Origin of the sequence: Delftia sp. WSY_22, from assembly GCF_043104185.1 — a bacterium.
GTDB lineage: Bacteria > Pseudomonadota > Gammaproteobacteria > Burkholderiales > Burkholderiaceae_C > Comamonas > Comamonas tsuruhatensis.
Map to the genome: position 1 here is coordinate 745,952 of NZ_JBICKN010000006.1, position 26,560 is coordinate 772,511.

Below are 26,560 nucleotides of genomic sequence, written 5' to 3' on the forward strand. Positions count from 1 at the left end.
ATGCGGAACATGTGTTTTTCGCAACCCAGCATATCGATCTGTGCCAGCGCGGCAATAAGGGCTCTACCCATGTGGCGCGCAATACCACACCCCTTCTTTCCCGGATTCCAGGTCCCTCGCCCGCCTCAGCCCGCGCCGAAGCGGCTTTCGGCCTGCCTGCGGAATTCCGAGGGCGTCATCCCCTTGATTTCAAGGAAGCGCCGGTTGAAGTTGGCCAGATTGCTGAAGCCGACCTGAAAACAGATATCGGCGATGAAGCAATCGGTCTGCATGAGCAGATGGCAGGCACTGTTGATGCGCACGCGGCTGACAAAGTCGGTGAAGCTGTTGCCTGTGGCACGGCGAAAGAAACGGCTGAAGCGGCTTTCGCTCATGCCCAGTTCGGCCGCCACGTCCGCCAGGCTCAGCGGCTCGTTCACGCGCGCCATGATGCGGTTGACCACCTCGTTGATCTGGTCCACCTGGGCCTCGGCCTGCACGCCCTGCATCTGCACGGCCGACAGCAGCCGGTAGTCGGTGCATTCGGAAAGATCGGACAGCAGATCACAAAAGGCCGCGAAGCGGCGCATGCCGCGCGCACCCCGGACCGCCTCCCAGTGCGCGCGCGCTGCCTCGGCCATGCCGAAGAACTCGATGCCGTGGCGCGCGCGGTCCAGCAGCTGCAGCACCTCGCGCATCTCGGGGATCTGCTCGGCCGCACGGGCAATGGGATCGTGGTTGAACAGGATGACGAGATCGCGTTCGGGCGCGCCGGCCTCGGGCACGTCGAACGATATCCAGTTGTGCGGCAGGCGCGGCCCGCACAGCACGAGGTGACCCGGCTCGAACGGCCCTATCCAGTCACCCACGAAGGCACGGCCCGAGGTGTGGGTGATGAGATGCAGCTCGTACTCGTCATGGAAATGCCAGCGCACCAGCGGACTCGGGAAACCATGCGCCAGGCAGCGCACCAGGCCACTGCCCTCCACGTCTTCATAGCCGAGGGCGGGCGTGCGGACAAAGTCGCGCTCCAGTTCGGGATGGCGCTGGCGCGGCGGGCGGCGGCGTGTGCTGGGCATGGCAGTCGGTCAATCAGGGACGATGAGACGGGCACAGGGCGCACGGTAACACCGGCGGCCGCTACGCCCTGTGGTGCTGCTGCGCCTGCGCAGCATCCAGGCCCGCAAGCGCGGCATCCAGCTCCGCACGCCAGGGCGGCTGGGCGCCGGCGCGCGTGCAGTTGAGCGCGGCAGCCGTGGCCGCAAAGCGCAGCACCTCGCGCCACGCGGCATCTGGCAGGGACTGCAACTGCTGCGCCTGCTCCACGCCGCGCTCGAGCAACGCCACGGACAGTGCCGCGCCAAAGGTGTCGCCCGCGCCGATGGTGTCCGCCAGCGGCACTGCAGGCGGGCGCACCGACAGCGGAGCGCGGCCTGCGCGCAGCAAGGTGGCGCCCTCGGCCCCCTGCGTGAGCACCACGGCCCTGGGCCCGCGCGACAGCCAGCTCCCGGCAGCCTCCAGCACCGGCTGACCGGGCGCGATGAAGGCCGCATCCTCGTCGCTGAGCTTGACCAGGTCGGCCAGGGCCAGCCAGGCCAGGCAGTCGCGCCGGAAGGCCTGCGCATCGCGGATCAGCGTGGGACGCACATTGGGGTCGAAGACGATGAGGCGCCGACCGCGCTGCGCGGCCACCAGATCCAGGATGCGCGGCCCCGCCGGCGCATGCAGCAGCGCGATGGAGCCGAACTGCAGGATGCGGCATTCGTCCGGCAACTTCGGCAGCTCGGCAGGCGCCCACAGCGTGTCGGCCGTGCCCTGCATGTAGAAGGCATAGCGGTTGGTGTGTTCGCCACGCTCCACAAAGGCCAGCGTACTGGGCGCGCTGCAGCGCTGCACCAGGCGCATGTCCACGCCGTTGCGCTGCAGGTGCGCGAACAGGCGCTCGCCAAAGAGGTCCTCCGAGAGCTGCGAGACAAGGCCCGTGGCCTGCCCCAGCCGCGCCGCCGCGATGGCGCCATTGGCGGGCGCCCCGCCCTCATGGCCCTGGAAGGCCAGGCCGCCCGTGGCGGTGAAATCGATCAGGGCCTCGCCCACGATGGCTATGCGCATGTCAGCTCCGCCTTGTGCATGTTTCGGTTCTGTCCACAAATGCCCGTACCCGCTCCGAGGCCCGGCGCACCGACTCCACCAACTGCGGATGGCCTGCCACCTCGCCCCACAGCAGCGGCTCGGCGCACAGCGAGGCCACGGGATCGGGCGCCGCGCAGATGGCATGCGCCACCGCCGGGTCCATGGCCTGGTCCTGGTACGCATAGGGCAGTGTGCCCTGGTGCCAGCGCTGCAGGAAGGCCAGGAACAGCGCTGGCAGCATGGCCGCGGCATCGATGGCGGCGTTGTCCGCCAGCCGCTCGCGCAGCGTGGGCGCGATGAAGCCGGGGATCTTGGCAAACCCATCGGCCGCCACGCGCTGGTTGGTGTCGCGCAGGGCCGCATTGCCAAAGCGCTCCAGCACCGTGTCACGGTAGGCCGGCAGGTCCAGCGGGCTGGGCCGGCCCGGTGCGCAAAGGCAGGCGATCACATCCCGGGTCACGTAGTCCCAGGCCATCTGGCGTATCGCGGGCACGGCGCAGCCTTCGTGGATATGCTCCAGGCCCGCCAGCGTCCCGGCCCAGGCGATGCAGCTGTGGCTGGCGTTGAGGATGCGGATCTTGGCCTCTTCGTAAGGCGCCACCGAGGGCACCAGCTCCACGCCCACGGTCTGCCAGGCGGGGCGCCCGGCAATGAAGCGGTCCTCGATCACCCATTGCGTGAAGCGCTCGGCCATCACCGCGGCCTCGTCGTCGCGGCCAGTGGCGGCCAGCACGCGCGCGCGCAGCTCCGGTGGCGGGCGGGGAGTGATGCGATCGACCATGGCGTTGGGGCAGCTGGTATGCCGCTGTGCCCAGTCGGCCAGCCCATGCAGCTGTGCCTGGCGCATGAAGGCCAGCAGGCCGGCGCGCAGGCGGTCGCCGTTGTGGCGCAGGTTGTCGCAGCTCAGCAGCGTGACGGGGCCGGCATCGGTGGCGCGGCGCGCCTGCAGGATGGCGCAGAGCACGCCATAGAGGGTGGTCCCCGCCTCGCCCCGGCGTGCGCGCTCCAGGTCCTGCGCCAGATCGGGATGCGCGGCGTCGAGCGCTCCCTGACCATCCAGGCAGTAACCGGCCTCGGTGACCGTGAAGGAGATGATGCGGGTGGCCGGCCAGGCGCCCCGCTGCACGACGGCGGCCAGCCCGGGCGCGTACGGAATCACCTCGCTCAAGGCATCCATCCACTGGTAATGCACCGTGCCGTTGGGCGCAATCGTCTCCAGCGTGTAGGCACCGCCTTGTCGCACCAGGGCGTCCAGCGTCTGCGCCATGTCAGGGCGCAGGTTGGCGCCCACCAGCGCCCACTGCGTGTCGCCCGCATCCATCAATCGCTGCTGGTAGGCAGCCTGGTGCGCGCGATGGAAAGAGCCCAGCCCCAGGTGCAGCACCGTGGGGCGGGAAAGGGAGGGGGCAGTCGCGTTCATGGTGTCCCGGACAAAGGGATGGGAAGAGACGGAAAGAAGAAGGCAGGGCTCGGCCGCCAGGCTCAGCAGGCCGCCAGCGCACGGCCATCGCGGTCGAACAGATGGAGCATGCAGCCCGGGTCGAGGGACACCCTCACCCCATCGCCCACGGCCAGCGGCATGCGCTCGGTCTGGCGCGCCACCAGCGGCACGCCGGCCACATCCACATGGACCAGCGTGTCGGCACCCAAGGCTTCGATCAGGTCCACGCGCCCCTGGACGCCAGCCCCATCACCGGGACCTGCATCTGCCCGGGACAGGCGCAGCGCCTCGGGGCGTATGCCCAGCGTGCCGTCCCGCGGCAAGCGCCCCTGCGTGCTGGCCGACAGGCCCGGCACGGCATGGGCCGCCAGCAGGTTCATCGGCGGCATGCCGATGAACTGCGCGACAAAGCGGTTGGCCGGGCGGTCATAGAGCTCCAGAGGAGAGCCCACCTGCTCGATGGCGCCGTCGCGCATCACCACCACGCGGTCGGCCAGGGTCATGGCCTCCACCTGGTCGTGCGTCACATAGATGGTGGTGGCGCCCAATGCACGGTGCAGCTTGAGGATTTCCACGCGCGTGTTGCCGCGCAGCGCCGCATCCAGATTGGACAGCGGCTCGTCGAACAGGAAGACCTTGGGCTCGCGCACGATGGCGCGTCCGATGGCCACGCGCTGGCGCTGCCCGCCCGACAGCTCGCCCGGGCGGCGCTCCAGGCAGGCCGTGAGATTGAGCGTTTCTGCCGCCCGGCCGACCTTGCGCAGTATCTCCTTGCGCGGCACGCCCGCCAGGCGCAGCGCAAAGGACATGTTGTCGTACACGCTCATGTGCGGGTACAGCGCATAGCTCTGGAACACCATGGCCAGATCGCGCCGGCCCGAGGGCGCGTGCGTGATGTCGCGCCCATCGAGCAGCAGATGGCCCGCGCTGACGGACTCCAGCCCCGCGATCAGGCGCAGCAGCGTGGATTTTCCGCAGCCCGAGGGGCCGACGAAGACGATGAACTCGCCGCGCTCGATGGCGAGGTCCACGCCACGGATGATGTGCGCCTCGCCAAAGCTCTTGCGCATGTCTTGCAGTTGCAGATAGGCCATGGTTTTCTTGGTTGGAAGAGCGGCTACTTGACGGCGCCGAAGGTCATGCCCTGCACCAGTTGCTTCTGGCTGAACCAGCCGAACACCACGATGGGCGCGATGGCCAAAAGCGAGGCGGCCGAAAGACGGGCCCAGAACAGCCCCTCGGGGCTGGAGTAGGAGGCGATCAGCGTGGCCAGCGTGCCGGCGCGCGCGCTGCTGAGGTTGAGCGACCAGAAGGCCTCGTTCCAGCTCAGCACCAGACACAGCAGGCCCGTGGAGGCAATGCCGCCCAGCGCCAGCGGCAGCACCACATGGCGGAACTCGGCCCACAGGCCGGCGCCATCCATGCGCGCGGCTTCGAGGATCTCGTGCGGGATGTCCTTGAACGCGCTGTAGAGCATCCACACCATGATGGGCAGGTTGGACAGCGTGAAGACCACGGTCAGCACCGTGAGCGTGTCCAGCAGGCCGGCGCCCTGGGCCAGCACGTAGATGGGCAGCAATGCGCCCACGGCGGGCATCATCTTGGTGGACAGCATCCACATCAGCACATCGCGTGTGCGCCGCGTGCGAAAGAAGGCCATCGAATAGGCTGCGGGCACGGCGATGGCCAGGCCCGCCAGGGTGGACCCCAGGCTGGTGACCAAGGAGTTGCGTGCGTGCAGCAGGTAGTTGCTGCGCTGCTGCACCTCGCCGAAGTTGGCCAGCGTGGGCTCGAACACGAACAGCGGCGGCACGGCAATGGCCTGCAGCTCGGTCTTGAACGCGGTCAGGAACAGCCAGCCCAGCGGAAAGAACAGCAGCAGCGCCAGCGCCCAGGCCGCGGCGGCACGCAAGGCGGTGGAAAGTGAAGGGGCCGTCATGCGCTCAGTCCAGGCTCTTGCCGACGATGCGGATCAGGAAGACGGCAACGATGTTGGCCAGCACCACGGCGAACAATGCCCCCGCAGAGGCCACGCCCACGTCGAAATGCATCAGCGACTGCTTGTAGATGAGATAGGTGAGGTTGGTGCTCTCGTTGCCCGGGCCGCCCGCCGTGGTGATGGCGATCTCCGCAAACACGCCCAGCAGGAAGATCATCTCGATCATCACCACCACCGCCATCGGGCGGGCCAGATGGGGCAGCGTGAGGTGGTGGAAACGTTGCAGGGCATTGGCGCCGTCCATGCGCGCCGCCTCCATCTGCTCGCGGTCCAGCGACTGCAGCGAGGTGATGAAGATCAGGCAGGCAAAAGGCAGCCACTGCCAGGACACCATGATGACCACGGACAGCAGCGGCACCTCGGTCAGCCAGTCCACAGGCTCCAGGCCCAGCGCCCTGCACAGGCTGGCCAGCACGCCGTAGATGGGATTCATCATCATGTGCTTCCACAGCAGCGCGTTGACGGCGGGCATCACGAAGAAGGGCGAGATCAGCAGCACGCGCACCATGCCGCGGCCCGGAAATGGCTCGTTGACCAGCAGCGCCAGCAGCACGCCCAGCACCACGGTGATCGACACCACGCTGGCCAGGAACACCAGGGTCTGGCGCACGGCGGGCATGAAGTCCGGGTCGGTGACGAAGAACTCGTAGTTGCGCAGGCCCACGAAGGGGTGGCCGCCCGGCTGCATGAGGTTGTAGTCGACGAACGAGAAATACACCGTCATCAGCAGCGGCACCAGCATCCAGCACAGCAGCACGGCCACGGCGGGAGCCATGAGCGCGCGGGGCAGCAGGCGCGTCATGGGCGCGGGGCTTGGTCGAAGCATCGAGGCAGCCATCACTTGTAGTAGCCGCTTTTCCTCATCTCGCGGTCCGCCAGGGTCTGCGAGGTCTTGAGCGCCTGCTCCACCGTGGCCTTGCCCGACAGCGCCGCACTGACTTGCTGCCCCACGGCAATGCCTATGGCCTGGAACTCGGGGATGGCCACGTACTGCACGCCGATGTAGGGTGAGCGCGGCTCGGTCGCATCGCTCAGGCTCACGCTGTCGATGGCGCTTTTCTCGGCGCCGGCAAAGTCCGCGACCTTCTGGAACTCGGCGCTCGCATAGGTGGACTGCCGCGTGCCCGTGGGAACGGCGCGCCAGCCATGCTCGCGCGCCACCAGCTGCACATACTCCTTGGAAGTGGCCCATTTGATGAAGGCCTGGGCCGCATCCACCTTCCTGGAGCTGGCGGGAATGGCCAGGTTCCAGGTCCACAGCCACGTCGCCCCCTTGGGCGTGGAGGCCACGGGAGCGGCCGCATACGCCACCTTGCCGGCCACCTTGGACTGCCGTGGATCGCCCACGAACGAAGCCGCAATGCTGGCATCGACCCAGGCCGCGCACTTGCCCTCGTTGAACAGCGCCAGGTTCTCGTTGAAGCTGTTGGCCGATGCGCCGGGCGGCCCGTAGGCCTTCAGCAGCTCCACATAGAAACCCACCGCCTTCTTCCAGGCCGGTGTGTCCAGCTGCGGCTTCCATTGCATGTCGAACCACTGGCCGCCGTGGGTGTTGACCATGGTGGTGACCAGGGCCATGTTGTCACCCCAGCCCGGCTTGCCGCGCAGGCAGATGCCGTAGACGCCAGCCTTGGGATCATGGGCCTTGGCGGCAAATTCCCGCACCTGCTCCCAGCTCGGCTGCGCGGGCATGGTGAAACCCGCCTTTTCGGCCAGATCACGGCGGTACATGAGCATCGATGCCTCGCCATAGAACGGCAGGGCGTGGAGCCTGCCTTCGTGCGACAGGCCCTTGCGGATGGAAGGCAGCAAGTCGTCTGCGTCATAGGCGGCATCGGTGGCAATCGGCAGCAGCCAGCCATTCCTCGACCAGATCGGCACCTCGTACAGGCCCACCGTCATCACGTCGAACTGGCCGCCCTTGGTGGCGATGTCGGTGGTCACGCGCTGGCGCAGCATGCCCTCTTCCAGCGTGACCCATTTGAGCGTGATGCCGGGATGGGCCTGCTCGAAGCGGGCAGAGAGTTTCTGCATCTCGATCATGTGGCCGTTGTTCACGGTCGCAATCACGAGTTCGGTGTCGGCCTGTGCGCCGGCGGCCGATGCGGCCACCGCCAGCGCCGCGCCCGCCCTGAGCAAGCTGTGCATGTCTGTCTCCTTCGCAATGAATGCTGTGGTCTTCGCGGTCCATCCCTGCCGCTGGTGACCGATTGTGGGGACAGGCCTGCGGGTGCATTGGTACGGGCAGCCCGGCCGCTGATACTTCTATGCACATGCCTGGCTAGAGATATCCCTGATCTGCGCAACACACTATCTGCGAGCAGCGGTCTGGCGGGAGCCGCTCCTAGAATGCTGGCCATGACTTCCAGCGAGCAGACCATGGCCATGCAGATCGCCCCGGTTCCTCCCAGCGCCCTGGGCGAATCGCCCTTCTGGCACCCCGCTGATCGCCGGCTCTACTGGTGCGATATCCAGGGCCTGCGCATCCATGCCTGGGACCCGGCCAGCGGCCAGCAGCAAAGCTGGGCCACGCCCAGCGAGCCCGGCTGCTGCGCGCCCACGGACCAGGGCCGCATCGTCATCGGCCTGCGAGACGGCTTCGGCCTGCTGGAGCCGGCCACCGGCCACATCACCATGCTGGCCGGCCTGGACCACGATCCACGCCAGTTCCGCCTCAACGACGGCCGCTGCGACCGAGCCGGCCGCTTCTGGGCGGGCTCCCTGTTCGCGCCCAAGACCGCGCCCGAGGCGGCACTGTGGTGCCTGCGCGCGGTGGACAACGGCGGCTACGCGGTCCAGCGCATGGCAGGCGACTGCACCACGGCCAACGGGCTGGCCTTCAGCCCCGACGACGCATGGCTGTACTGGGCCGACACGCCCGCACACCGCATAGACCGCTTTGCCTTCGACCTGGACACCGGCACGCTGGGGGCCCGCGCACTGTGGAAGGCCTTCGCGCCCCGCACGCAAGGGCGCCTGTACGGCGGCCGGCCCGATGGTGCCTGCGTCGACACCCGGGGCCACTACTGGGTGGCCATGTACGAAGGCGGCTGCGTGCTGCGGCTGGACCCGCAGGGCGAAGTCGTGCAGCGCATCGAGACGCCCGTGCGCTGCCCCACCATGGTCTGCCTGGGCGGAGAAGACCTGCGCACGCTCTACATCACCTCCGCCTCGCACGGCCGCCCCGAGGAAGAACGCCGGGCCGCCGTGCCTGCCGGGGCGCTGATGCATTGCCGCGTCGAGGTGCCAGGGCTGCCGGTCAACTGTTTCCGGGAGGCGTAGAGCGGGGCCAGGCCCTCAGGCCATCAGGCCCGCAGCCGCTGCAGCAGGCCGGCGGTGGAGGCGTCCAGCCCCGCCATGTCGCCATTGCCCAGGCGCAGCTGAAGGTCACGCGCCAGCAGCTTGCCCAGCTCCACCCCCCATTGGTCGAAGCTGTTGATGCCCCACAGCGCGCCGGCCACGAACACGCGGTGCTCCTGCAGCGCAACCAGCGCGCCCAGCGCCGCAGGCGTGAGCGCGTCCAGCAGCAGGAAGCTGCTGGGACGGTTGCCGGGGAAATGGCGGTGCCCGTCCTCGCTGGCGCGCCCCTGCATCAGGGCCTGGGCCTGGGCCAGCGCGTTGGCCAGCAACTGTTCCTGGTGGCCTGGCAAGGTGTGCGAAGCCTGCTTCACCGCAATGATCTCCAGCGGCACGATGTCGCTGCCCTGGTGCAGCATCTGGAAGAAGGCATGCTGCCCATCCGTGCCGGGCTCACCCCAGAGCACGGGTGCCGAGCCCAGCGCCAGCGGCCGGCCCTGCCGGTCCACGCGCTTGCCGTTGCTCTCCATCTCCAGTTGCTGCAGATAGGCCGGCAGGCGCCGCAGGCCTGCGTGGTAGGGCGCGATGCAGCGGCTGCCAAAGCCCAGCAGATTGCGGTACCAGACGTCGAGCAGGCCCAGGCGCACGGGCAGATTGGCCTGCAGCGGCGACGTGCGGAAATGCATGTCCATGGCGTGCGCACCGGCCAGCATGGCGCGAAACGCGGCAGCGCCTACGGCAACGGCCACCGGCAGTCCGATGGACGACCACAGCGAATAGCGCCCGCCCACCCAGTCCCAGAAGCCGAAGGTGGTGGTGATGCCCATCTGCGCCGCCGCAGCGGCATGGGTGGTCAGCGCGACGAAATGGCGGGACACCTCGCTGCCGCCGTTTGCGTGGAACCAGTCGAGTGCGCTGCGCGCATTGGTCAGCGTCTCCTGCGTGTTGAACACCTTGGAGGCCACGATGAACAGCGTGCTGCGCGGCTGCAGGCCCACGAGCACGGCCTGCAGCGCGTGGCCATCCACGTTCGAGACGAAGTGCATGCGCCGGCGCGCATCGCCCAGGCCTTGCAGCGCCTGGACCGCCATCTGCGGCCCCAGACCCGATCCGCCTATGCCCATGCACACCACGTCGGTGATGTCCGCATCCGCACGCACGCGCTCGGCATAGGCCAGCATGGCATCCAGCGTCTCGTGCACCTGGGCCAGCGCCCAGGCCAGGCCCGGCGGCGCATTGCCGGGCGGATGGCGCAGCAGCGTGTGCAGCGCCGCACGCCCCTCGGTGGAGTTGACGGCCTCGCCCGCGAACATGGCGTCGCGCTGGCGCTCCACCTCGCAATCGCGGGCCAGCTGCAGCAGCAGGTCTTCGGCCTGCGCGTCCCACAGATTCTTGGACAGGTCCGCAAAGCAGTGCGGAGCCTCCTGGCTGAAGCGCGCGAACCGGGCGGGGTCAGAGGCGAAGGCACCGCGCAGGTCGAAATCGGGCATCACGGCCCGGGCGTGGTTTTGCAAAAGAGGCCAGGCGAGGGCGTGATCGCAACGGATAAGCATGGGGTTCACCGACAGGGCTGCTTGCAGAGAAGTAATCAAATTACAACAATCATCATCTGAAGCTTCAATCAAATGACGTGGTGCCTCTATAATTTATTCGATTTCCTCAAAAATTGGTAACTCAGTTACCAAAATATTCACCTCGGGAGGCAACATGGGTTTCGATCTGGTCTTGTTTGGCGGCACGGGCGATCTGGCATGGCGCAAGCTCATGCCGGCGCTGTTCCAGGCGTTTCGCCACGGCACCCTGCCCGAGGGCGGCCGCATCCTGTGCGTGGCCCGCGATGACCTGAGCGACGACCAGTACCGCGCCCTCATCCAGTCGCGCTTTGACGGCGTCGAGCTGTCCAAGCGCCCCAGCCCCGAGGAATTCGCCCGCTTCGCAGACCTGCTGCACTACCTGCGCATGGACCTGTCGCAGCCCGCCGACTACGGGAAGCTGGCACAGGCGCTGGCCGCGCGCGACGCAGAAACGGTGGTGATGTACGTGGCCACCGCCCCCAGCCTGTTCACCACGGTCTGCGAGCAGATCGCCGCCGTGGGCCTGAACGGCCCGCGCACCCGCGTGGTGCTGGAAAAGCCGCTGGGCCACGACCTGGCCTCCAACCAGGCCATCAATGCCACGCTGCGCAAGGTGCTGCGCGAAGAGCAGGTGTTCCGCATAGACCACTACCTGGGCAAGCCCTCTGTGCAGAACCTTCTGGCGCTGCGCTTTGGCAATGCGCTGTTCGAGCCGCTGTGGCGGCGCGAGACCATTGCCAACATCCAGATCACCATCGCCGAGGAACTGGGCGTGGAAAGCCGGGGCGCGTTCTACGACCAGACCGGCGCGCTGCGCGACATGGTGCAAAACCATGCGCTGCAGCTGCTGTGCGCCATCGGCATGGAGCCGCCGATCAACGCATCGGCCCATGCCATCCGCGACGAAAAGCTCAAGGTGCTGCAGTCGCTCAGGCCCTGGACGCCGGAAACCCTGAGCCAGCACGTGGTGCGCGGCCAGTACCTGGCCGGCGCCAGCCAGGGCCAGCCCGTATCCGCCTACCAGCAGGAAAAAGGCGTGGCGGCGGGCAGCCAGACCGAGACCTTCGTCGCCCTGCGCACCGAGATCTGCAACTGGCGCTGGGCCGGCGTGCCCTTCTACATCCGCACCGGCAAGCGGCTGGCAGGAAGGGACGCGCGCATCGTCGTGAACTTCCGGCCCGTGCCCCACCCGATCTTCCGCTCACCCCTGTCCGAAGCCAATCGCCTGGTGATCAATCTGCAGCCCAAGGACGGGCTGGAGCTGCACCTGCTGGCACAGGGCGCCACCCAGCAGCAGGCCGAGCCTTCGCTGGCCCCCGTGCACCTGAACCTGGACTTCGACCAGCGCTTCGGTGCCAAGCGCGTGGGCGCCTACGAGCGCCTGCTGCTGGACGTGATCGCCGGCAGGCTGAACCTCTTTGTGCGCAGCGACGAGCAGGAGCAGGCCTGGCGCTGGGTGGAACCCATCCTTCAGCACTGGCGCAGCGACACCTCGGGGCCGCGCGGCTATGCGGCGGGCAGCTGGGGGCCCAGCGCAGCCAGCGCCATGATTGCGAGGGATGGCTTTTGCTGGAGCGAAGAGGTTTAGGCTCCCCCTGAGGCGCTGCGCGCCTTCCCCCTCTCTGCCCGCTTCGCGGGGGAGGGGGACGACAGCTTCGCGGCGGGGCGGCCCTTGCTCGCTGTCTCCGACTTTGGAGTGCGCCAGTTTCATGCGCCACGCTTTGTCAGCACCGTTGCCTATAGCCCGCTGGGCGCGCCGGTTCCATGGGGGAACCTACAATGAGGCCCCGAGAAACTGACCACACCATGAATCCTGCTGCGCCGGCTGGCGATGCCGCCCCCACTTCCTCCCTGATCGATCCCAAGCTGGCCATGGGCTGGATGCACACGGCGCGCTTTTTGACGACGGCTGCGCAGTTGCACCATCTTCCCAAGGTCGATGTGCCCGAGATCGCGTTCGTGGGCCGCTCCAACGCCGGCAAGTCCACCTGCATCAACACGCTGACGCAACAAAAGCAGCTGGCCTTCGCCTCCAAGAAGCCTGGCCGCACACAGCACATCAACCTGTTTTCCCTGGGCAAGCAGGGCGTGACCGACGCCGTGCTGGCCGACCTGCCCGGCTACGGCTATGCCGCCGTCTCGCGCACGGACAAGCAGCGCTGGCAGCGCGTGATGCTGAACTATCTGGTCAGCCGCGAGAGCCTGTCGGCCATCGTGCTGCTGTGCGATCCGCGCCTGGGCCTGACGGAGCTGGACGAAGCCCTGCTCGACGCCATGCGCCCGCGCGTGCAGGAAGGCCTGAAATTCCTCGTGCTGCTGACCAAGGCCGACAAGCTCACGCGTGCCGAGCAGGCCAAGGTGCTGTCCATCACGCGGCTCAACGCCGGTGGTGGCGAAGTGCGCATGTTCTCCGCGCTCAAGAAGCAGGGCGTGGACGAGGTGGCCCAGCTGCTGTGGCACTGGAGTCATCCCGAAGGCCTGAATCCGCCGGCGGCCACGGACGGACCCGCCGACGTCGCGAACGTCGCAACTGCGACGCCCGCCGCGACCGACAGCCCCCAAGATTAGCGCCTGGAGGCGCTCGTGTAGCCAGCGCCCCGCAAGGAGCGCAACATGGTGAACACCTGCATTCGCGAGCTGCCTCACGGCATCCATCTGCACTGCCGCGTCAGCGGCGAACCCGGCCAGCCACTGCTGCTGTTCCTGCACGGCTTTCCTGAAGGCAGCTTCATCTGGGAAGGCATGCTGGAGCAGTTCGGCACGCAATGGCGTTGCGTCGCCCCCGATCTGCGGGGCTTTGGCCGTTCCAGCCAGCCGGCCGGCGTGGAGCAGTACAAGGCCAAGCACCTGCTGCAGGATCTGGCGGCGCTGATCGCCATCGAAAGCCCTGGCGCACCCGCAGCCTGCGTGATCGCCCACGACTGGGGCGGTGCCCTGGCCTGGGGCCTGGCCAACCGCCATCCCGGGCTGATGCAGCGGCTGATGATCCTCAACGCCCCGCATCCGGGCGCCTTTCTGCGCGAACTGCTGCACAACCCCGTGCAGCAGGCCGCAAGCCAGTACATGCATTTTCTGCGCCGCCCCGACGCGCCCGCCTTGCTGGCCGACAACGACTGGCAGCGCATGCTGGGATTTTTCCGCACACCGCAGGGCGAGTTGCCCGGATGGCTCACGCCGCAGTTGCAGCAGCGCTACCGCGAGCACTGGGACCTGGGCGTGCAAGGCTCCTGCCACTACTACGGCGCCAGTCCCCTGGTGCCGCCCCGGCCCGAAGATCCGGACTCAGCCGACGCACTGCGCAACCTGAGGCTGCCGCCCGAGATGCTGGACATCGGCGTGCCCACGCATGTGCTCTGGGGCGACAGCGACCCGGCGCTGCAGCCTGCACTGGTCGAAGGTCTGGAGCCGTGGGTGCCGCGCCTGACGGTGCAGCACCTAGCCGGCACCTCGCACTGGGTCGTGCACGAGCAGCCCGATGCGGTGCGGCAAGCGCTGGAGCAGTTCCTGTCCCGCCCCCTTCAGTAGACCGAGGGCTCGCCCTCGGGCCGGGTCTTGAAGCGCCTGTGCACCCAGTAGTACTGGTCGGGCATGGTGCGGATGGCCGCCTCCAGCTCATGGTTCATGCGGGCCGTATCGGCCTCGACATCGTCGGTGGGGAAATCCGTCCAGGCCGGCGTGATCTCGGCCACATAGCCCGTGGGCGTCATGCGCGTGTACATGCCCAGCACCTTGGCCCGGCCCAGGCGCGCGAAGCGCGACAGCGAGGGAATGGTGGCCGCGTTCACGCCGAAGAAAGGCACGAAGACCGAGTCGTTGCGACCGAAGTCCATGTCGGGCAAAAGGTACAGCAAACCGCCCTTGCGCAGGCTGGAGATGATGGGCTTGACCCCGTCGGCGCGGTTGAGCATGCGCACGTCGCCAAAGCGCTGGCGCCCCGACATGAACCACTCATCGACCGCCGGGTCCGGATGGGTGGAGAAGATCGAGGTGAAGGGCCGCGTGGTGTGCAGCGGCAAGGCCAGCCCGCCCGCGTCCATGCTGTAGAAATGCGGCGCGAACAGGATGGTCGGGGTGTCGCCATCGAGCTCATGCACGGCACCCTGCAGCTTCACGCGCTCGGCCACCACCTCGCGCGGCGCCGCCCACAGCCAGCTGCGGTCCAGCCAGGTCTGGCAAAAGACGATGAAGTTGCGGCGCGCCAGATCCACGCGCTGCGCCTCGGTCAGCTCGGGAAAGCACAGCGCAAGATTGCGCAGCGCCACCTTGCGGCGCGGCGCGGCCAGCACGAACATCACACGCCCCAGAAACGCACCCAGACCCCGCAGCCACGGCAGCGGCATCCAAGCCAGCGACCGCATCAGCCACACGCCGATGCGCCCGCTCATGCATGCACCTCGTTGGCAGCTGCTTCACGGCGCGGCTGCTTGTAGCGCGCATAGCCCCACAGGTACTGCTGCGGGCATTGGCGGATGGTGTGTTCCATCGCCTCGTTGATCTGCTGCACCGCAGCTTCCAGATTCTCGGACAAGGGCACGGGCAACTCCTCAAGATACAGCGCATAGCCCCGCCCCCAGGACAAGCGCTCACAACGGGCCACGATCACAGCGGCCCCCGTCTGCAACGCCAGGCGCGCCGCCAGCGTCATCGTATAGGCATCACGGCCGAAGAACGGCGACCAGACACCCTGCCCCTCGGGCGGAACCTGGTCTGGCAGCAGCCCCACAGCCGCGCCCTTGCGCAGCGCCTTGATCATCTGGCGCACGCCGGCCAGCGTGGTCGGCACGGCCTGCACGCCGGGGCGGTTGCGCGCCGTCTCCATGACGCGGGCCAGCCAGGGCTGGCGCGCGGGGCGATAGAGAATGGTGATCTCGCCATGCTCGGCCGACCATTGCCGTGCCGCATGCTGCACCGACAGCTCGAAGCAGCCCAGGTGGGGCGTCAGAAAGATGATGCCGCGCCCGGCGGCGTAGGCCCGGCGCACGCATTCCTCGTTGTGCATCTGGCAGCTCGGCTGCCTGCCCATCCACATGCGCGGCAGCTCCGCCACCATGCGCCCCGCGTGCCCCACGGCCGGCGCCACTGAGCCGAAGCCGTAGCCGGCCTGGCGGGCATTGGCCAGAAAGCGGCGCCGGTACGTGCCGGAGGCCACGAAAGCCATCCAGCCCATGAGCGCGCCAAGGGGGTGCAATAGCCACAAAGGCAGTGCAGCAAACAGTCGGAACAAGGAAGGCATTAAAATGTGCGGGTCGCTGAGTTAACTGAGCAACTTGCAGAGCGACGTAAAACAAGTCTGCTAAAGCGTTCGCCAGGGCTCCTGCAGCTTGGGCAACGCCCATCAAAAAAAGCTGCAACCAAGGAGTTTATTCACATGGCGAACGATTTTCTTTTCACCTCGGAATCCGTCTCTGAAGGCCATCCGGACAAGGTGGCCGACCAGATCTCTGACGCGATCCTGGACGCCATTTTCGCCCAAGACCCGTACAGCCGCGTGGCGGCCGAGACACTGACCAACACGGGCCTGGTGGTTTTGGCAGGTGAGATCACCACGGGCGCCAACGTCGACTACATCCAGGTCGCACGCGACACCATCAAGCGCATCGGCTACGACAACACCGACTACGGCATCGACTACAAGGGCTGCGCCGTGCTCGTGGCCTACGACAAGCAGAGCCAGGACATCGCCCAGGGCGTGGACAAGGCCAGCGATGACGAGCTCAACACCGGCGCCGGCGACCAGGGCCTGATGTTCGGCTACGCCTGCGACGAGACACCCGAGCTGATGCCCGCGCCCATCTACTACGCGCACCGCCTCGTCGAGCGCCAGGCCCAGCTGCGCAAGGACGGCCGCCTGCCCTTCCTGCGTCCTGACGCCAAGAGCCAGGTGACCATGCGCTACGTGGACGGCAAGCCCCACAGCATCGACACCGTGGTGCTGTCCACCCAGCACAGCCCCGACCAGTCGGAATCGGCCACCAGGATGAAGTCCAGCTTCACCGAAGCCATCATCGAGGAAATCATCAAGCCCGTGCTGCCCTCCGAGTGGCTGCAGGACACCAAGTACCTGATCAACCCCACGGGCCGCTTCGTCGTGGGCGGCCCCCAGGGTGACTGCGGCCTGACCGGCCGCAAGATCATCGTCGACACCTACGGCGGTGCCTGCCCCCATGGCGGCGGCGCCTTCAGCGGCAAGGACCCGACCAAGGTGGACCGCAGCGCCGCCTACGCCGCGCGCTACGTGGCCAAGAACATCGTGGCCGCCGGCCTGGCGCGCCAGTGCCAGATCCAGGTGGCCTACGCCATCGGCGTGGCACGCCCGATGAACATCACGGTCTACACCGAAGGCACGGGCGTCATCCCCGACGCCCAGATTGCCAAGCTGGTGGCCGCACATTTCGACCTGCGTCCCAAGGGCATCATCCAGATGCTGGACCTGCTGCGCCCGATCTACAGCAAGACCGCCGCCTACGGCCACTTCGGCCGTGAAGAGCCCGAGTTCACCTGGGAGCGGACGGACAAGGCAGCCGTACTGCGCGCTGCGGCCGGCCTGTAAGCAAAATGCCAGGGGCGTTCACGCCCATCTGATGGCCTCCCGGCCCCATGCCGCGCCTGACGCAGCATGGGGCTTTTTTCATCTCGAGCCTTCTCACAACACTCACGTCCAACCGGCGCAGCAGGCTGCGGTAGCGGGTTGCTCGGCTGGTAAACTGCCTGCGCTCTTCCCAAGAGCGGCCATTTCCCGGCCCACCATTCCAAGTTCCGCCACATCCGAGACAAGACAAGAAGCAATGGCTGCCCCCTCCAAAGCGATTTACTGGTTCAGTGCCCTTCTTTTGCTGGCCATATTGGGGGTGTATCTGCCCGGCCTGAACAACGGGCTGCTGTTCGACGATATGCGTCTGACGGATGGAACGATTTTCGGCAACTATGGCAGCCTGTTGGACTTCAAGCAGCGCACGCTGTCGTATGGCAGCTTCGTCTGGATCGAACAGATTTTCGGAGACGGCTGGTGGAAGCAGCGCGTCTTCAATATCGCCTTGCATCTCGCGACCGTGGCGGCTCTCTATGCCTTGTTCAAGGCACTGCTGACACAGACGCGCTTTCCGCACGACATCGAGGAGCAACCCCACTTCCACGCGTCGCGCGATGCAGCCCTGCAACTGGGCCTGGTCCTTTTCGCGCTCAACCCTGTCGCGGTCTACGCCGTTGGATACCTGGTGCAGCGATCCATCGTCATGGCAACCCTCTTTGCCGTTCTGGCATGCTGGGCCTTTGTGCGCGGGCTTCAGGGCGGGCGAGCCCTCTGGCATGTCGCGGCATTGATCTGCTATGTGCTTGCCGTACTGTCCAAGGAACATGCTTTTCTGACAGTCGCCATGGTGGTGCCGCTTTACATTTTTGTGAAGCGCCCCGGCCTGAAGGCTGCCATGGTCATTGTGGGCATGGCCCTGCTGCTGCTGGCCGTTGCCTCGGCTGCCGTCTTTCATTTCTTCGGCAGTCTGATGGGCCAGATTTTCGATGAGCAATCCCAGGGCTATGCAAGGCAATTGGAAGCCCTTCAGCCCGGGATCACCTCTCGGATCTATCCCCTGAGCATCCTTAACGAGGCAGCCCTTTTCTTTGCCTATGGTTTCCTGTGGATCGTTCCCTATGTGGGCTGGATGTCCATCGATCTGCGACCGGCATTCCCTCTCGGCTTCGGATCGATCTGGCATCTGGCCGGCGCGCTGGGCTACCTGGCCCTGCTGGCCTGCTCCATCTGGGCCTTGCTCAAGCGCCCCGGTGTCATCGGCCTGGTCGCGCTCTGCCTCCTGTTTCCCCTGCTCTGGTATGCGACCGAATTCGCCACGGTCTGGCTGCAGGACCCCTTCGTTCTGTATCGCAGCTATCTGTGGGCCGTGGCCATCCCGGGATTGGCGGCCATTGCGCTGACGGGGGTCAAGCCACGCACCATCTACATCGTCGGCATCGTCATCGGCATGGTGTTCGGGGCCCTCGCTTTCGAACGCGTGCTCTCTCTTCAGGATGTAGGCACATCCTGGGCCGATGCCGCTGAAAAAATCGACAAAAAAGCCGCCGCCAATGCCGTGGGACGTGGCCGTGCCTTCCTGAACGTAGGAACAGCACACGCAGACAAGGGCATGCTCGACCAAGCGCTGCAAGACTTCGCCACGGCCAACGCACTTGGAGACTTGGGCGGTAATGCGCTGTTCAATATGGGTTCCGTTCTGTCCCAGCAAAAGAAATTCCCCGAAGCCCTCAATGCCTTTGCCGCAGCCCAGGCCAAAGGCTTCAACGGCCAAGCCCTGTACTACCAGAAAGCCGAAGCGTTGATGGCCACAGGCCAGTTGCGCGCAGCATTCGAGGAATACTCGCGCGCCCTGGGCGAGCCCACTGGAGACAGTGCCAACGCCGAGCAAATGGAGCAGACCCTGCGCCTGAAACGCGCAGAGGCGGCCATAGGTGCGCAGCAATACAAAGTTGCAGCCGACGACTTCCGAACTCTGCTGCAGACCTCGCCAAACGCCCCTCGCCTGATCGTCGGATTGGGGCTGGCCCTTGTTGGCCAGGGTGATAGCGCTCAAGCCAAAGAGCTGCTGGAACCACTGGTTGCTCGCAGCCCCAGCGCGCCCGCTTTCTACGGGCGTGCAATGGCCTATCACGGCCTGGGCAACCTGCCGGAAGCACTGAAGAGTCTGGATCAGGCAATACGCCTGGAGCCACAGAATCCGCAGTACCGGCAGGTCCGCAATCAGCTGAGCCCGGCTACCGCAAAGCCTCAGACGACGAAGTAGGCGCTGTCCGCCATGGCCCTGCGCATACTTCACGTCGGTAAATTCTTCCCTCCCTACCGGGGCGGCATGGAAGTCTTTCTGGCCGACCTGATACACGAGCAACGACGCCAGGGTGTCGATGCCCATGCCCTGGTCCATGGTGATCCGGAGCCGGATGATCCCGCCTGGCTGGAACGCGTACCCGTTCAATTCAATCTGGTCTATGCCCCCATGGCCATGGGATTCCGGCGCGCACTGGGCCGCGCCATCGAACGCATTCAGCCCGACGTACTGCACCTGCACCTGCCCAACAACTCGGCGCTTTGGGCACTGACCCTGCCCATCGCGCGGCGCGTGCCCTGGGTCATCCACTGGCACTCCGATGTGGTGGTATCCAACATCAAGTGGTCCGTGGCATTGGCCTACATGCTTTATCGGCCGTTCGAGCAGGCCTTGCTGGAGCGCGCCCAACAGGTATTCGCAACGTCGCCGCCCTATCTTGAGGCCAGCAATGCCCTGCGCACCTGGCGCAGCAAATGCGAGATCGTTCCGCTGGGCCTGAACCTCGAAACCATTCCTGCACCAGCATCGCTGCAGCACGGCCAAGGCTGGCGCCCCGACACCCGGCTGCGCCTGTTGTCCATCGGGCGGCTTACCTACTACAAAGGCTTCGAGACCTTGATCCGAGCCGTCTCGGCCATGCCTGGCGTGGAGTTGCTGATTGCGGGAGAAGGCGAGCTGCGAGCATCCCTGCAAGAGCTGATACGCCAATGCACTCCAGAGGGCAGACAGGCCTGCGTGCGACTGGTGGGCTCGGTCTCGGACGAGGAAAAACATGCCTTGTTCGCAGGGTGCGACATCTTCTGCCTTGCCTCGCGCGAACGCACGGAAGCTTTCGGCATCGTATTGCTGGAGGCCATGCTGCACGGCAGGCCCTGCCTGGTCACCGACCTTCCCGGTTCGGGCATGCCCTGGGTGGTCGCCCACTCACACGCCGGCCTGCATGTACCGTTTGAAGACATTGATGCCTGGCGCAGCAGCATTGCTCGCCTGCAGCACGACACGGCCCTCAGGCAACGACTGGGCCAATCGGGCCACAAGGCCTTGCATCGGTTTTTCAGCATCGGTCCCTGCGAACGCAGCGTGGCACGCCACTACCGCAGCCTGGCACCCGACACCCGCCCGGCAAGAGCACGCCAGGACTTGCTGGTTGTCATTTCCACGCGCAATAACGAAGCCGAGATTGCGCACCTGATACGTCGCGTGCATGCATTGGTCGAGGCCAGCGTGCTCGTCGTGGACAACAGAAGCACGGATGCCACCTGCCATGAAGCCGAGCAATGCGGCGCCAGGGTACTGCGCCCCTTGCTGGCAATGACCAATTGGGGCAGCCTGCAGACCGGCCTGCGCTACGCGCAGACCCATGGGTTCCAGACCGTCGTCACCATCGACGCTGAAGGTCGCTATGAGGTGGAGGAGCTGCCCACGCTGCTGGCACAACGCCAGCAGGCGGACATGGTCGTAGCCTACTTCGCCGAGCGCAACAGCCTGGTGCGCCGCATCGCGTGGCAATGGTTCCGCTGGTTGACAGGTTTTGGCCTGCGGGATTTCGTTTCTGGATTCAGGCTGTACAACCGGCAGGCGCTGGAGGTTGCGACCTCCACCGAAGCCACCATGCTCGACTACCAGGACATCGGGACTTTGCTGCTCATGCGCCGCCAAGGCTTGAATGTTGCAGAGGTGGCACTACCTCTGCACACGGCCAGGGTCAACAGATCGAAGATCTTCCAGTCATGGGGTAACGCGGTGCGCTACGTGGCAGTGTCTTCGCTGTTGAGCATCGCCCATGGCAAAACCCGAAGCGGCTCTGCTTGCCCTCCCTCGATTTAGCGGCGTACTCGCGTGTACACGCCCACAGTCTGCTCCGTGCACTGATCCCAGGAAAACTGTGCGGCCCGAACCAGCCCCTTGGCCCGTGCTGAATCCTGCCACTGGGTATCGCTCAGGCAAGCCCTTAGCTGATACGCGATATCTTCCACCTGCATCGGATCGGCCAGACGGGCTGCTCCTGCCGTAATTTCCGGCATGCACGACGAGCTGGAGGTCAGAACCGGCACTCCGCTGGCCATCGCCTCAACCAACGGCAGGCCAAATCCTTCATACAACGATGGATAGGCAAACAATAGCGCTCCGGCATACAGCAAGGGCAACTGAGCTTGGTCCACAAAGCGCAGATAGTGCATCCACCCCTCGTCGTGGGCTACGGCCATCTGCCGATGCATCTCGTCGGAGTTCCAGCCCTTCGACCCAGCCACTACCAAGGGAAAACCGCGCCGTAGTTCAAGAGGCAAGCTGCCATATGCTCTCAGTAGCCGCTCCAGGTTCTTACGGGGCTCGATCGTCCCGACATAAAGCGAATATCCGCGATATCGCAGATTCCATTGCGCCAGCGCATGTTCAACCTCTTCTCGTGATCTGGGGCGGTACACCGGATCGACGCCCAGACCTATTGCAGTCACATTTTCGGGAGCCCAGTCATAGCGCTCAAGAAACTCTTGTCGGACCGTCTCCGAATCAGTGATCACATGGTGCGTGCGCTTCATGCTGGCACCAAATGCAAGATTAAGGAAATCGACACGTGCTGCTGGATGGAACTGAGGGTGCAGCACATGCGAGAGATCGTGAACGGTGCTAACGGCCGCGCCATCGAATGGAGGCACGACGTAATTCGGAGAGTGATATACCGCGTGCCTGTTCCCCCGTAGACGCCAGCCATAAATGCCTGGCGTCAGGGCTTGATAGGCACGGACCGCTAAGCGGTTGGCAGCAAGGCGCGTACGCAAGGTCGCCCGCTCATGGACAGGCTGGTCGAGACCCGACAACGGATCAGCAACCCAACGCCCCATTGCAAAGTAACGCAAGCGTTCCACGTCCGAATGGCTAGCGAGGCGCTTTGCCAGTTCATAACTGTATCGACCAATACCAGTCAGCGGCGGGCTGAGAACATCGGTGGCCAGAATCACGTCCAAACCCATCACAACGCCTCACAAACCGTCATGAAGCATCCAGTCCAGCGTTTCATCCCAAGGTGTCAGCGGCCTGTCTCCTATCAAAGCCTCAAGTCTTGATGTGTCTGCACACAAGGTCTTGACTTCATTCGCCCTTACAAAGGCTGGATTAACCTGGACTTGCATCTCGTGCCCCGTCAGTCGAACACATTTTTCCAGCACCTCTTGCAGAGAATTGAGTTGTTGCGAACCCACATTTACCACGGTGCCAGTCACCCGTCTGTCGGCCAGCAAACGATAGGCGCGCACCACATCGCGCACATCGGAAAAATCACGCCAGACCTGAAGGTTGCCCAGCTCGATCTGGAGTGACTTGCGACGGAAATGATCCACGATCTTGGGGATAAGGAAATCCCTGGATTGCCCAACACCGGTGTAGTTAAACGGCCTTGTTATCACAATGGGCAATTTATCCATCCACAGCCGGGCCATCATCTCCATCGCCGACTTGCTTACTGCATAGTCATTGGCTGGATTCAGGGGCGTTGCCTCACTCAGCTTTCCTTCTGCCGTATTGCCGTAGACGTTGGCACTACTGGCGAGCAATACGCTCTCCGGCACTTTCGGCAGGCTCGCAAGCGCCTGAAGCAGGTTGCGGGATCCCCCCACATTGACGCGATAAAAATCCAGCGGCGAACCATGACCCACGAAGGCGATGGCCGCCAAATGGAAAACAGCGTGCGGTGCAATTTCCTGCACGGCCAAATGCAACTGAGCATAGTCATCAAGATCGGCAACCCGATAATTGGCAATGCCTTGTTGAGGAGCGTGCCCCACCCCCCAAACCTCCCAACCGTGTTGCTCAAGCTCTTGAACAAGATAACGTCCAGTGAAGCCGGCAGCTCCGGTCACCAGGGCCCGCTTGTTTGCGCCGCTTTGCTGTTGATTCATAAATTACCGGTCCAATCTGTCAGAAAGAAAATCCGGCTTGATTACGGCGCAAATCAGCCTCAACCATCATCTGGCACAACTCTTCAAGGGTTGTGGTTGGCGCCCAGCCCAATTTTTCCTTAGCCCTGGCAGGATCACCAATCAAAAGCTCCACTTCCGCGGGACGATAGAACTTAGGATTGACACGCATCACCGTCTTTCCCGTTGCCACGTCCACGGCCGTTTCATTCTCGGTCTCTCCCTTGAAATCCACGGTAATTCCAGCACCCTTGAAAGCCATACTGACGAAATCGCGCACAGTCTCGGTACGATTTGTAGCGAGAACAAAGGTGTCGGGTTCATCGGCCTGAAGCATGCGCCACATGCCCTCCACATACTCCTTGGCGAATCCCCAATCGCGCTTGGCATCCAGGTTGCCCAGCTCCAGAACATCCAGCTTGCCCAACTTGATCTTGGCCACGGAATCGGTGATCTTGCGGGTGACGAACTCGCGACCGCGCAGAGGGCTCTCATGGTTGAACAAAATACCACTGGAGCCGAAGATACCGTAGCTCTCACGGTAATTCACCGTCATCCAGTGCGCATACAGCTTGGCTACGCCGTAGGGGCTGCGTGGATAGAACGGGGTGGACTCATGTTGAGGAATGGTTTGAACTTTGCCAAACATCTCGGAAGTAGAGGCTTGGTAGAAGCGTACCTTTGGATTGACGATACGAATAGCTTCCAGCAAATTCACAGCACCTAGTCCGGTGATCTCCGCCGTTGTCACTGGCTGCTCAAAAGAGACGCCAACAAAGCTTTGAGCGGCCAAATTGTAGACCTCGGAGGCTTCAGTCGCTTGCAGCAAACGAATATTGGAAGACAGATCCGTCAGATCGTACTCAACCAAATTCAGGTTGGGATGGTTCTGTATCCCCAACTCCTCAATACGCCAGAAGTTAACGGAACTGGTACGACGAAAGGTGCCGAAAACCTTGTACCCTTTTTCTAGAAGTAACTGAGCAAGATATGCGCCATCCTGCCCTGTAATTCCTGTAACAATTGCACGTTTCATTGAAAAACTCTCCTCGACTAGATTTCGAATAATCGTCAGAAATTTCTCTAATTATATTGAAATTTCAAATAAACAAAGCCTATACCCAATTTTCGCGAGTCTGCACTCATCCCTAACTCATACGGTGAAACGGGATTGTTGGGAATGAATTCCAACAAATCCACCCGCTCTCCAAACAAGTTCACAGGAACACGTATCTCTCCACCTTCTGGTTTAAGAATTATATGATATTCTTTTTTTCCAACTCGGACAGTAATCTCTTGCGAACCCGATCGCCCGAAAGGCTTGGCATATAAAATCAAATCAAATTGATTCGGGAGAGGATCAAGAAAATGGAATTCCACACTCGAATGTAAATTCGCATCCGACCAACGCCCCCAAGGCTCCGATCCAGAAACACCTTTAACATCACGCAGAAATTCAGGCCAATTATTCTTGGTGAAATTTATTCCCTCGGATAAACTGGCCGCATAGCGGGCCCCCAAATGATCCACAGTGAATCCAGCGATTTTATAAATCGCTGCCGCACTCAGTCCCTGAGTATTTTTTATTATATTAGATTTCAGCTTAAAAAAAACTATCTCTCCATCCGCTCGTTGCAGAGAAGGTGCTCCGCCCAACAACACAGTCAGTCGAGCTATCAAAGAGTCTCCGTTGTCCTCAAAGCCGCGCCGATCTATATACACGCCGGAAAATCCCAGTCGACTAATCACATCAATCTGCTTCTCAATAGACTCCTGAGCGAGAGCTCTGTAAAAAAGATCTCCCTCTCGACCTTTCATGCCGGCATAGCTCCAACGCAAGCTCTTGGAATGCAGAAAGCCAGCAGCCAGATCATAGGTGTGCAGCCTATTTTTCGGAGCGACTTCTGGAAATGGCATATATGGTAATTGATAAACAGCAGCGCCGACAGGAAGCATACCTTCTATTTTCTCAATGAAATTCCTATCAGCGTCAAAAGCTAATTTTGTTTTCTCATTACAGGAATGGCACGCTGGCGTTGTCTGATCGAACATACCCAAAATCAATAGACCAAAAGCCAAAATAGATATTACAAAACTTGAACGTCTAGGAGAAAAATTTCTTTCTATAAAATTCTGAACAACCAGAAAAAAAACTGTAATCACCCCAAAACTAATGAAAACACTAATCCTGTTCCACCCACGAATGGAGGATGATAAAAATGCAGAAAAAAACGCACCAAGCCCACCAATCGTCCCCAAAAGAAAAAGAAAAATGACGATCAATGATAAAAATGACAGTCTGATGTCCACCGCTTTTCCAGAGAATCTGGCAAGCATGATAAAAAATACAAAAATAAAACCTAAAGAACCAACGAGTCCCAGAGATGCCGTTGAATTCTCATTAACCAATGGATAGTCACGGCCGTAAGTAGCCGATAAACTTGCAAGATATTCGCTGCGATGCCCGGGTCGTGGCATAAGAAGCTGCATCAGCTTGAATCCATATACCTCTGCTTCCGACGGAGAGCGCACAGCCACCTCGGTATTCGTTCCATTTTGCTTCTTATAGACTATATTAGGAGCCACATTTATGATGACGCCCACTGTGATAATAACCGCGGCCAACAGGGCTGGGGCCATTTTTCGCATGCTACTCGTTCTTATTCCAACGGAAAGTGCAACGATGCCCAGCATCAGAACACCGAAGAGTGCGTAGTAGACGCCAAAGCTGGCCAACACTATTATGATCGACCATAAGAATAATTTTTTTCTGATTAACGTCGAGGAAGCAAATGTTTCATCGGCACGAAAAAACAAGACAAAGCAAATATAAAAAAAACAAGGAACAACAAAATACCAGAGGTAAAATAAATGACCCAACCTGAGAAAATGAAATGGCAAAAAAGAAAACAACAGAGAGGCGCATACTGCCAATAGCTGACGCAAGCCAAAAGCACGCAAAACGCAAAATGAAGAGACAAATACTATGGAAAAACTGAACAGGAAGAATAGATTGATTGCAGAGTGATACTCTCCAGTAATCCATCCAAGAATCTTCAAAATCACCAAATTCCCGAAATCCGAGCCAGGGTAGTCAAAAAAAGAAGAACCGAACGGATAGCCGCTTCGAGCATTTTCAAAGACCCATCCCTCTATCACTCTCAGGGTCATCCAGGAATGGCTCAAGCCATCGCCGGAATATGTATAGGGATAAGACAGATTGGGCAAAACTCCCTCGGGCCATCCCGTCATCAGAAGGCTGGCCAAAACAAAAGAAAAAATAGCGCCAAAAACCCACCATTTCCATTCTGAAGCAAGAATTCGCCATGGCGAAATTCGCACTTCGAAACCATTGGCTTCAACTATTTTCATCATGAAAAAAGATTCATTTT

General features: G+C 62.9%; 21 protein-coding genes. 7 read left to right on the top strand and 14 right to left on the bottom strand.

Going from position 1 to position 26,560, the window contains the following annotated elements; translation table 11 throughout:
* Window positions 1-125: 125 nt before the first annotated feature.
* The 7 genes from ACF8NF_RS04005 to ACF8NF_RS04035 all read right to left on the bottom strand — a co-directional run bounded on the left by ACF8NF_RS04005 (window position 126) and on the right by ACF8NF_RS04035 (window position 7,697).
* Window positions 126-1,058, bottom strand: a complete 933-nt coding sequence (locus ACF8NF_RS04005) for an AraC family transcriptional regulator (protein ID WP_392450069.1) — start codon at window positions 1,056-1,058, stop codon at window positions 126-128.
* A 61-nt stretch (window positions 1,059-1,119) separates the two neighbouring features.
* Window positions 1,120-2,088, bottom strand: a complete 969-nt coding sequence (locus ACF8NF_RS04010) for a carbohydrate kinase (protein WP_016445528.1) — start codon at window positions 2,086-2,088, stop codon at window positions 1,120-1,122.
* A 1-nt stretch (window position 2,089) separates the two neighbouring features.
* Window positions 2,090-3,529, bottom strand: a complete 1,440-nt coding sequence (gene dalD / locus ACF8NF_RS04015) for a D-arabinitol 4-dehydrogenase (protein WP_212644819.1) — start codon at window positions 3,527-3,529, stop codon at window positions 2,090-2,092.
* Window positions 3,530-3,591: 62 nt separating this feature from the next.
* On the bottom strand, window positions 3,592-4,644 hold the full coding sequence (locus ACF8NF_RS04020; protein WP_047473565.1) for an ABC transporter ATP-binding protein: 1,053 nt from the start codon (window positions 4,642-4,644) through the stop codon (window positions 3,592-3,594).
* A 23-nt stretch (window positions 4,645-4,667) separates the two neighbouring features.
* The gene (locus ACF8NF_RS04025) at window positions 4,668-5,489 is read right to left on the bottom strand and encodes a carbohydrate ABC transporter permease (RefSeq protein ID WP_026062016.1); all 822 of its coding nucleotides are present in this window, start codon (window positions 5,487-5,489) and stop codon (window positions 4,668-4,670) included.
* A 4-nt stretch (window positions 5,490-5,493) separates the two neighbouring features.
* A complete protein-coding gene (locus tag ACF8NF_RS04030; protein ID WP_016445524.1) occupies window positions 5,494-6,351 on the bottom strand; it encodes a carbohydrate ABC transporter permease in 858 nt (285 codons plus the stop codon).
* Window positions 6,352-6,386: 35 nt separating this feature from the next.
* A complete protein-coding gene (locus tag ACF8NF_RS04035) occupies window positions 6,387-7,697 on the bottom strand; it encodes a sugar ABC transporter substrate-binding protein (protein ID WP_017403960.1) in 1,311 nt (436 codons plus the stop codon).
* Window positions 7,698-7,928: 231 nt separating this feature from the next.
* Between ACF8NF_RS04035 and ACF8NF_RS04040 the strand changes: the two genes are divergently transcribed.
* Window positions 7,929-8,831: an SMP-30/gluconolactonase/LRE family protein gene (locus tag ACF8NF_RS04040; RefSeq protein ID WP_203400987.1), complete on the top strand. Its 903-nt coding sequence runs from the start codon at window positions 7,929-7,931 to the stop codon at window positions 8,829-8,831.
* Window positions 8,832-8,854: 23 nt separating this feature from the next.
* On the opposite strand, the gene pgi is transcribed toward ACF8NF_RS04040, so the two are convergent.
* Complete coding sequence (pgi, locus tag ACF8NF_RS04045) at window positions 8,855-10,399, bottom strand: glucose-6-phosphate isomerase (RefSeq protein ID WP_034364876.1); 1,545 nt, start codon at window positions 10,397-10,399, stop codon at window positions 8,855-8,857.
* Window positions 10,400-10,553: 154 nt separating this feature from the next.
* On the opposite strand from pgi, the gene zwf reads away from it, so the two are divergent.
* From zwf to ACF8NF_RS04060, 3 genes are all read left to right on the top strand, one after another.
* A complete protein-coding gene (gene zwf, locus ACF8NF_RS04050) occupies window positions 10,554-12,008 on the top strand; it encodes a glucose-6-phosphate dehydrogenase (protein ID WP_213757736.1) in 1,455 nt (484 codons plus the stop codon).
* 218 nt (window positions 12,009-12,226) lie between these two features.
* Window positions 12,227-12,988, top strand: a complete 762-nt coding sequence (gene yihA / locus ACF8NF_RS04055) for a ribosome biogenesis GTP-binding protein YihA/YsxC (protein ID WP_017403957.1) — start codon at window positions 12,227-12,229, stop codon at window positions 12,986-12,988.
* Between the two features lie 45 nt (window positions 12,989-13,033).
* Window positions 13,034-13,945, top strand: a complete 912-nt coding sequence (locus ACF8NF_RS04060) for an alpha/beta fold hydrolase (RefSeq protein ID WP_392450070.1) — start codon at window positions 13,034-13,036, stop codon at window positions 13,943-13,945.
* Here ACF8NF_RS04060 and ACF8NF_RS04065 read toward each other — a convergent pair.
* Window positions 13,939-14,805 carry a lysophospholipid acyltransferase family protein gene (locus ACF8NF_RS04065; protein WP_392450071.1) on the bottom strand — a complete coding sequence of 289 codons (867 nt, stop codon included), beginning with the start codon at window positions 14,803-14,805 and terminating at the stop codon, window positions 13,939-13,941. The two genes, ACF8NF_RS04060 and ACF8NF_RS04065, sit on opposite strands and share 7 nt — an antisense overlap.
* Window positions 14,802-15,653 carry a lysophospholipid acyltransferase family protein gene (locus ACF8NF_RS04070; RefSeq protein ID WP_392450072.1) on the bottom strand — a complete coding sequence of 284 codons (852 nt, stop codon included), beginning with the start codon at window positions 15,651-15,653 and terminating at the stop codon, window positions 14,802-14,804. Before ACF8NF_RS04070 ends, ACF8NF_RS04065 begins: the two co-directional genes overlap by 4 nt.
* 135 nt (window positions 15,654-15,788) lie before the next feature.
* Between ACF8NF_RS04070 and metK the strand changes: the two genes are divergently transcribed.
* The 3 genes from metK to ACF8NF_RS04085 all read left to right on the top strand — a co-directional run bounded on the left by metK (window position 15,789) and on the right by ACF8NF_RS04085 (window position 21,081).
* Complete coding sequence (metK, locus tag ACF8NF_RS04075; protein ID WP_392450073.1) at window positions 15,789-16,970, top strand: methionine adenosyltransferase; 1,182 nt, start codon at window positions 15,789-15,791, stop codon at window positions 16,968-16,970.
* 235 nt (window positions 16,971-17,205) lie between these two features.
* Window positions 17,206-19,212, top strand: a complete 2,007-nt coding sequence (locus ACF8NF_RS04080) for a tetratricopeptide repeat protein (protein WP_392450075.1) — start codon at window positions 17,206-17,208, stop codon at window positions 19,210-19,212.
* Between the two features lie 12 nt (window positions 19,213-19,224).
* Window positions 19,225-21,081, top strand: a complete 1,857-nt coding sequence (locus ACF8NF_RS04085) for a glycosyltransferase (protein WP_392450076.1) — start codon at window positions 19,225-19,227, stop codon at window positions 21,079-21,081.
* Here ACF8NF_RS04085 and ACF8NF_RS04090 read toward each other — a convergent pair.
* The 4 genes from ACF8NF_RS04090 to ACF8NF_RS04105 are packed head-to-tail and all read right to left on the bottom strand — an operon-like array spanning window position 21,078 to window position 26,543.
* Window positions 21,078-22,226, bottom strand: coding sequence for a glycosyltransferase family 4 protein (locus ACF8NF_RS04090; RefSeq protein WP_392450077.1), 1,149 nt, complete (start codon window positions 22,224-22,226; stop codon window positions 21,078-21,080). The genes ACF8NF_RS04085 and ACF8NF_RS04090 overlap by 4 nt on opposite strands.
* 9 nt (window positions 22,227-22,235) lie before the next feature.
* Window positions 22,236-23,150 carry an NAD-dependent epimerase/dehydratase family protein gene (locus ACF8NF_RS04095; RefSeq protein ID WP_392450079.1) on the bottom strand — a complete coding sequence of 305 codons (915 nt, stop codon included), beginning with the start codon at window positions 23,148-23,150 and terminating at the stop codon, window positions 22,236-22,238.
* Window positions 23,151-23,169: 19 nt separating this feature from the next.
* Window positions 23,170-24,204 carry a GDP-mannose 4,6-dehydratase gene (gene gmd / locus ACF8NF_RS04100; protein WP_043822185.1) on the bottom strand — a complete coding sequence of 345 codons (1,035 nt, stop codon included), beginning with the start codon at window positions 24,202-24,204 and terminating at the stop codon, window positions 23,170-23,172.
* 47 nt (window positions 24,205-24,251) lie between these two features.
* Window positions 24,252-26,543: a DUF7024 domain-containing protein gene (locus ACF8NF_RS04105; protein WP_392450080.1), complete on the bottom strand. Its 2,292-nt coding sequence runs from the start codon at window positions 26,541-26,543 to the stop codon at window positions 24,252-24,254.
* Between the last annotated feature and the right edge of the window lie 17 nt (window positions 26,544-26,560).

Excerpts from the sequence above, each read along its gene's own strand:
- ACF8NF_RS04005 (WP_392450069.1), bottom strand. The coding sequence starts at position 1,058 with ATGCCCAGCACACGCCGCCGCCCGCCGCGCCAGCGCCATCCCGAACTG.
- ACF8NF_RS04010 (WP_016445528.1), bottom strand. The coding sequence starts at position 2,088 with ATGCGCATAGCCATCGTGGGCGAGGCCCTGATCGATTTCACCGCCACG.
- dalD (WP_212644819.1), bottom strand. The coding sequence starts at position 3,529 with ATGAACGCGACTGCCCCCTCCCTTTCCCGCCCCACGGTGCTGCACCTG.
- ACF8NF_RS04020 (WP_047473565.1), bottom strand. The coding sequence starts at position 4,644 with ATGGCCTATCTGCAACTGCAAGACATGCGCAAGAGCTTTGGCGAGGCG.
- ACF8NF_RS04025 (WP_026062016.1), bottom strand. The coding sequence starts at position 5,489 with ATGACGGCCCCTTCACTTTCCACCGCCTTGCGTGCCGCCGCGGCCTGG.
- ACF8NF_RS04030 (WP_016445524.1), bottom strand. The coding sequence starts at position 6,351 with ATGACGCGCCTGCTGCCCCGCGCGCTCATGGCTCCCGCCGTGGCCGTG.
- ACF8NF_RS04035 (WP_017403960.1), bottom strand. The coding sequence starts at position 7,697 with ATGCACAGCTTGCTCAGGGCGGGCGCGGCGCTGGCGGTGGCCGCATCG.
- ACF8NF_RS04040 (WP_203400987.1), top strand. The coding sequence starts at position 7,929 with ATGGCCATGCAGATCGCCCCGGTTCCTCCCAGCGCCCTGGGCGAATCG.
- pgi (WP_034364876.1), bottom strand. The coding sequence starts at position 10,399 with ATGCTTATCCGTTGCGATCACGCCCTCGCCTGGCCTCTTTTGCAAAAC.
- zwf (WP_213757736.1), top strand. The coding sequence starts at position 10,554 with ATGGGTTTCGATCTGGTCTTGTTTGGCGGCACGGGCGATCTGGCATGG.
- yihA (WP_017403957.1), top strand. The coding sequence starts at position 12,227 with ATGAATCCTGCTGCGCCGGCTGGCGATGCCGCCCCCACTTCCTCCCTG.
- ACF8NF_RS04060 (WP_392450070.1), top strand. The coding sequence starts at position 13,034 with ATGGTGAACACCTGCATTCGCGAGCTGCCTCACGGCATCCATCTGCAC.
- ACF8NF_RS04065 (WP_392450071.1), bottom strand. The coding sequence starts at position 14,805 with ATGAGCGGGCGCATCGGCGTGTGGCTGATGCGGTCGCTGGCTTGGATG.
- ACF8NF_RS04070 (WP_392450072.1), bottom strand. The coding sequence starts at position 15,653 with ATGCCTTCCTTGTTCCGACTGTTTGCTGCACTGCCTTTGTGGCTATTG.
- metK (WP_392450073.1), top strand. The coding sequence starts at position 15,789 with ATGGCGAACGATTTTCTTTTCACCTCGGAATCCGTCTCTGAAGGCCAT.
- ACF8NF_RS04080 (WP_392450075.1), top strand. The coding sequence starts at position 17,206 with ATGGCTGCCCCCTCCAAAGCGATTTACTGGTTCAGTGCCCTTCTTTTG.
- ACF8NF_RS04085 (WP_392450076.1), top strand. The coding sequence starts at position 19,225 with ATGGCCCTGCGCATACTTCACGTCGGTAAATTCTTCCCTCCCTACCGG.
- ACF8NF_RS04090 (WP_392450077.1), bottom strand. The coding sequence starts at position 22,226 with ATGGGTTTGGACGTGATTCTGGCCACCGATGTTCTCAGCCCGCCGCTG.
- ACF8NF_RS04095 (WP_392450079.1), bottom strand. The coding sequence starts at position 23,150 with ATGAATCAACAGCAAAGCGGCGCAAACAAGCGGGCCCTGGTGACCGGA.
- gmd (WP_043822185.1), bottom strand. The coding sequence starts at position 24,204 with ATGAAACGTGCAATTGTTACAGGAATTACAGGGCAGGATGGCGCATAT.
- ACF8NF_RS04105 (WP_392450080.1), bottom strand. The coding sequence starts at position 26,543 with ATGATGAAAATAGTTGAAGCCAATGGTTTCGAAGTGCGAATTTCGCCA.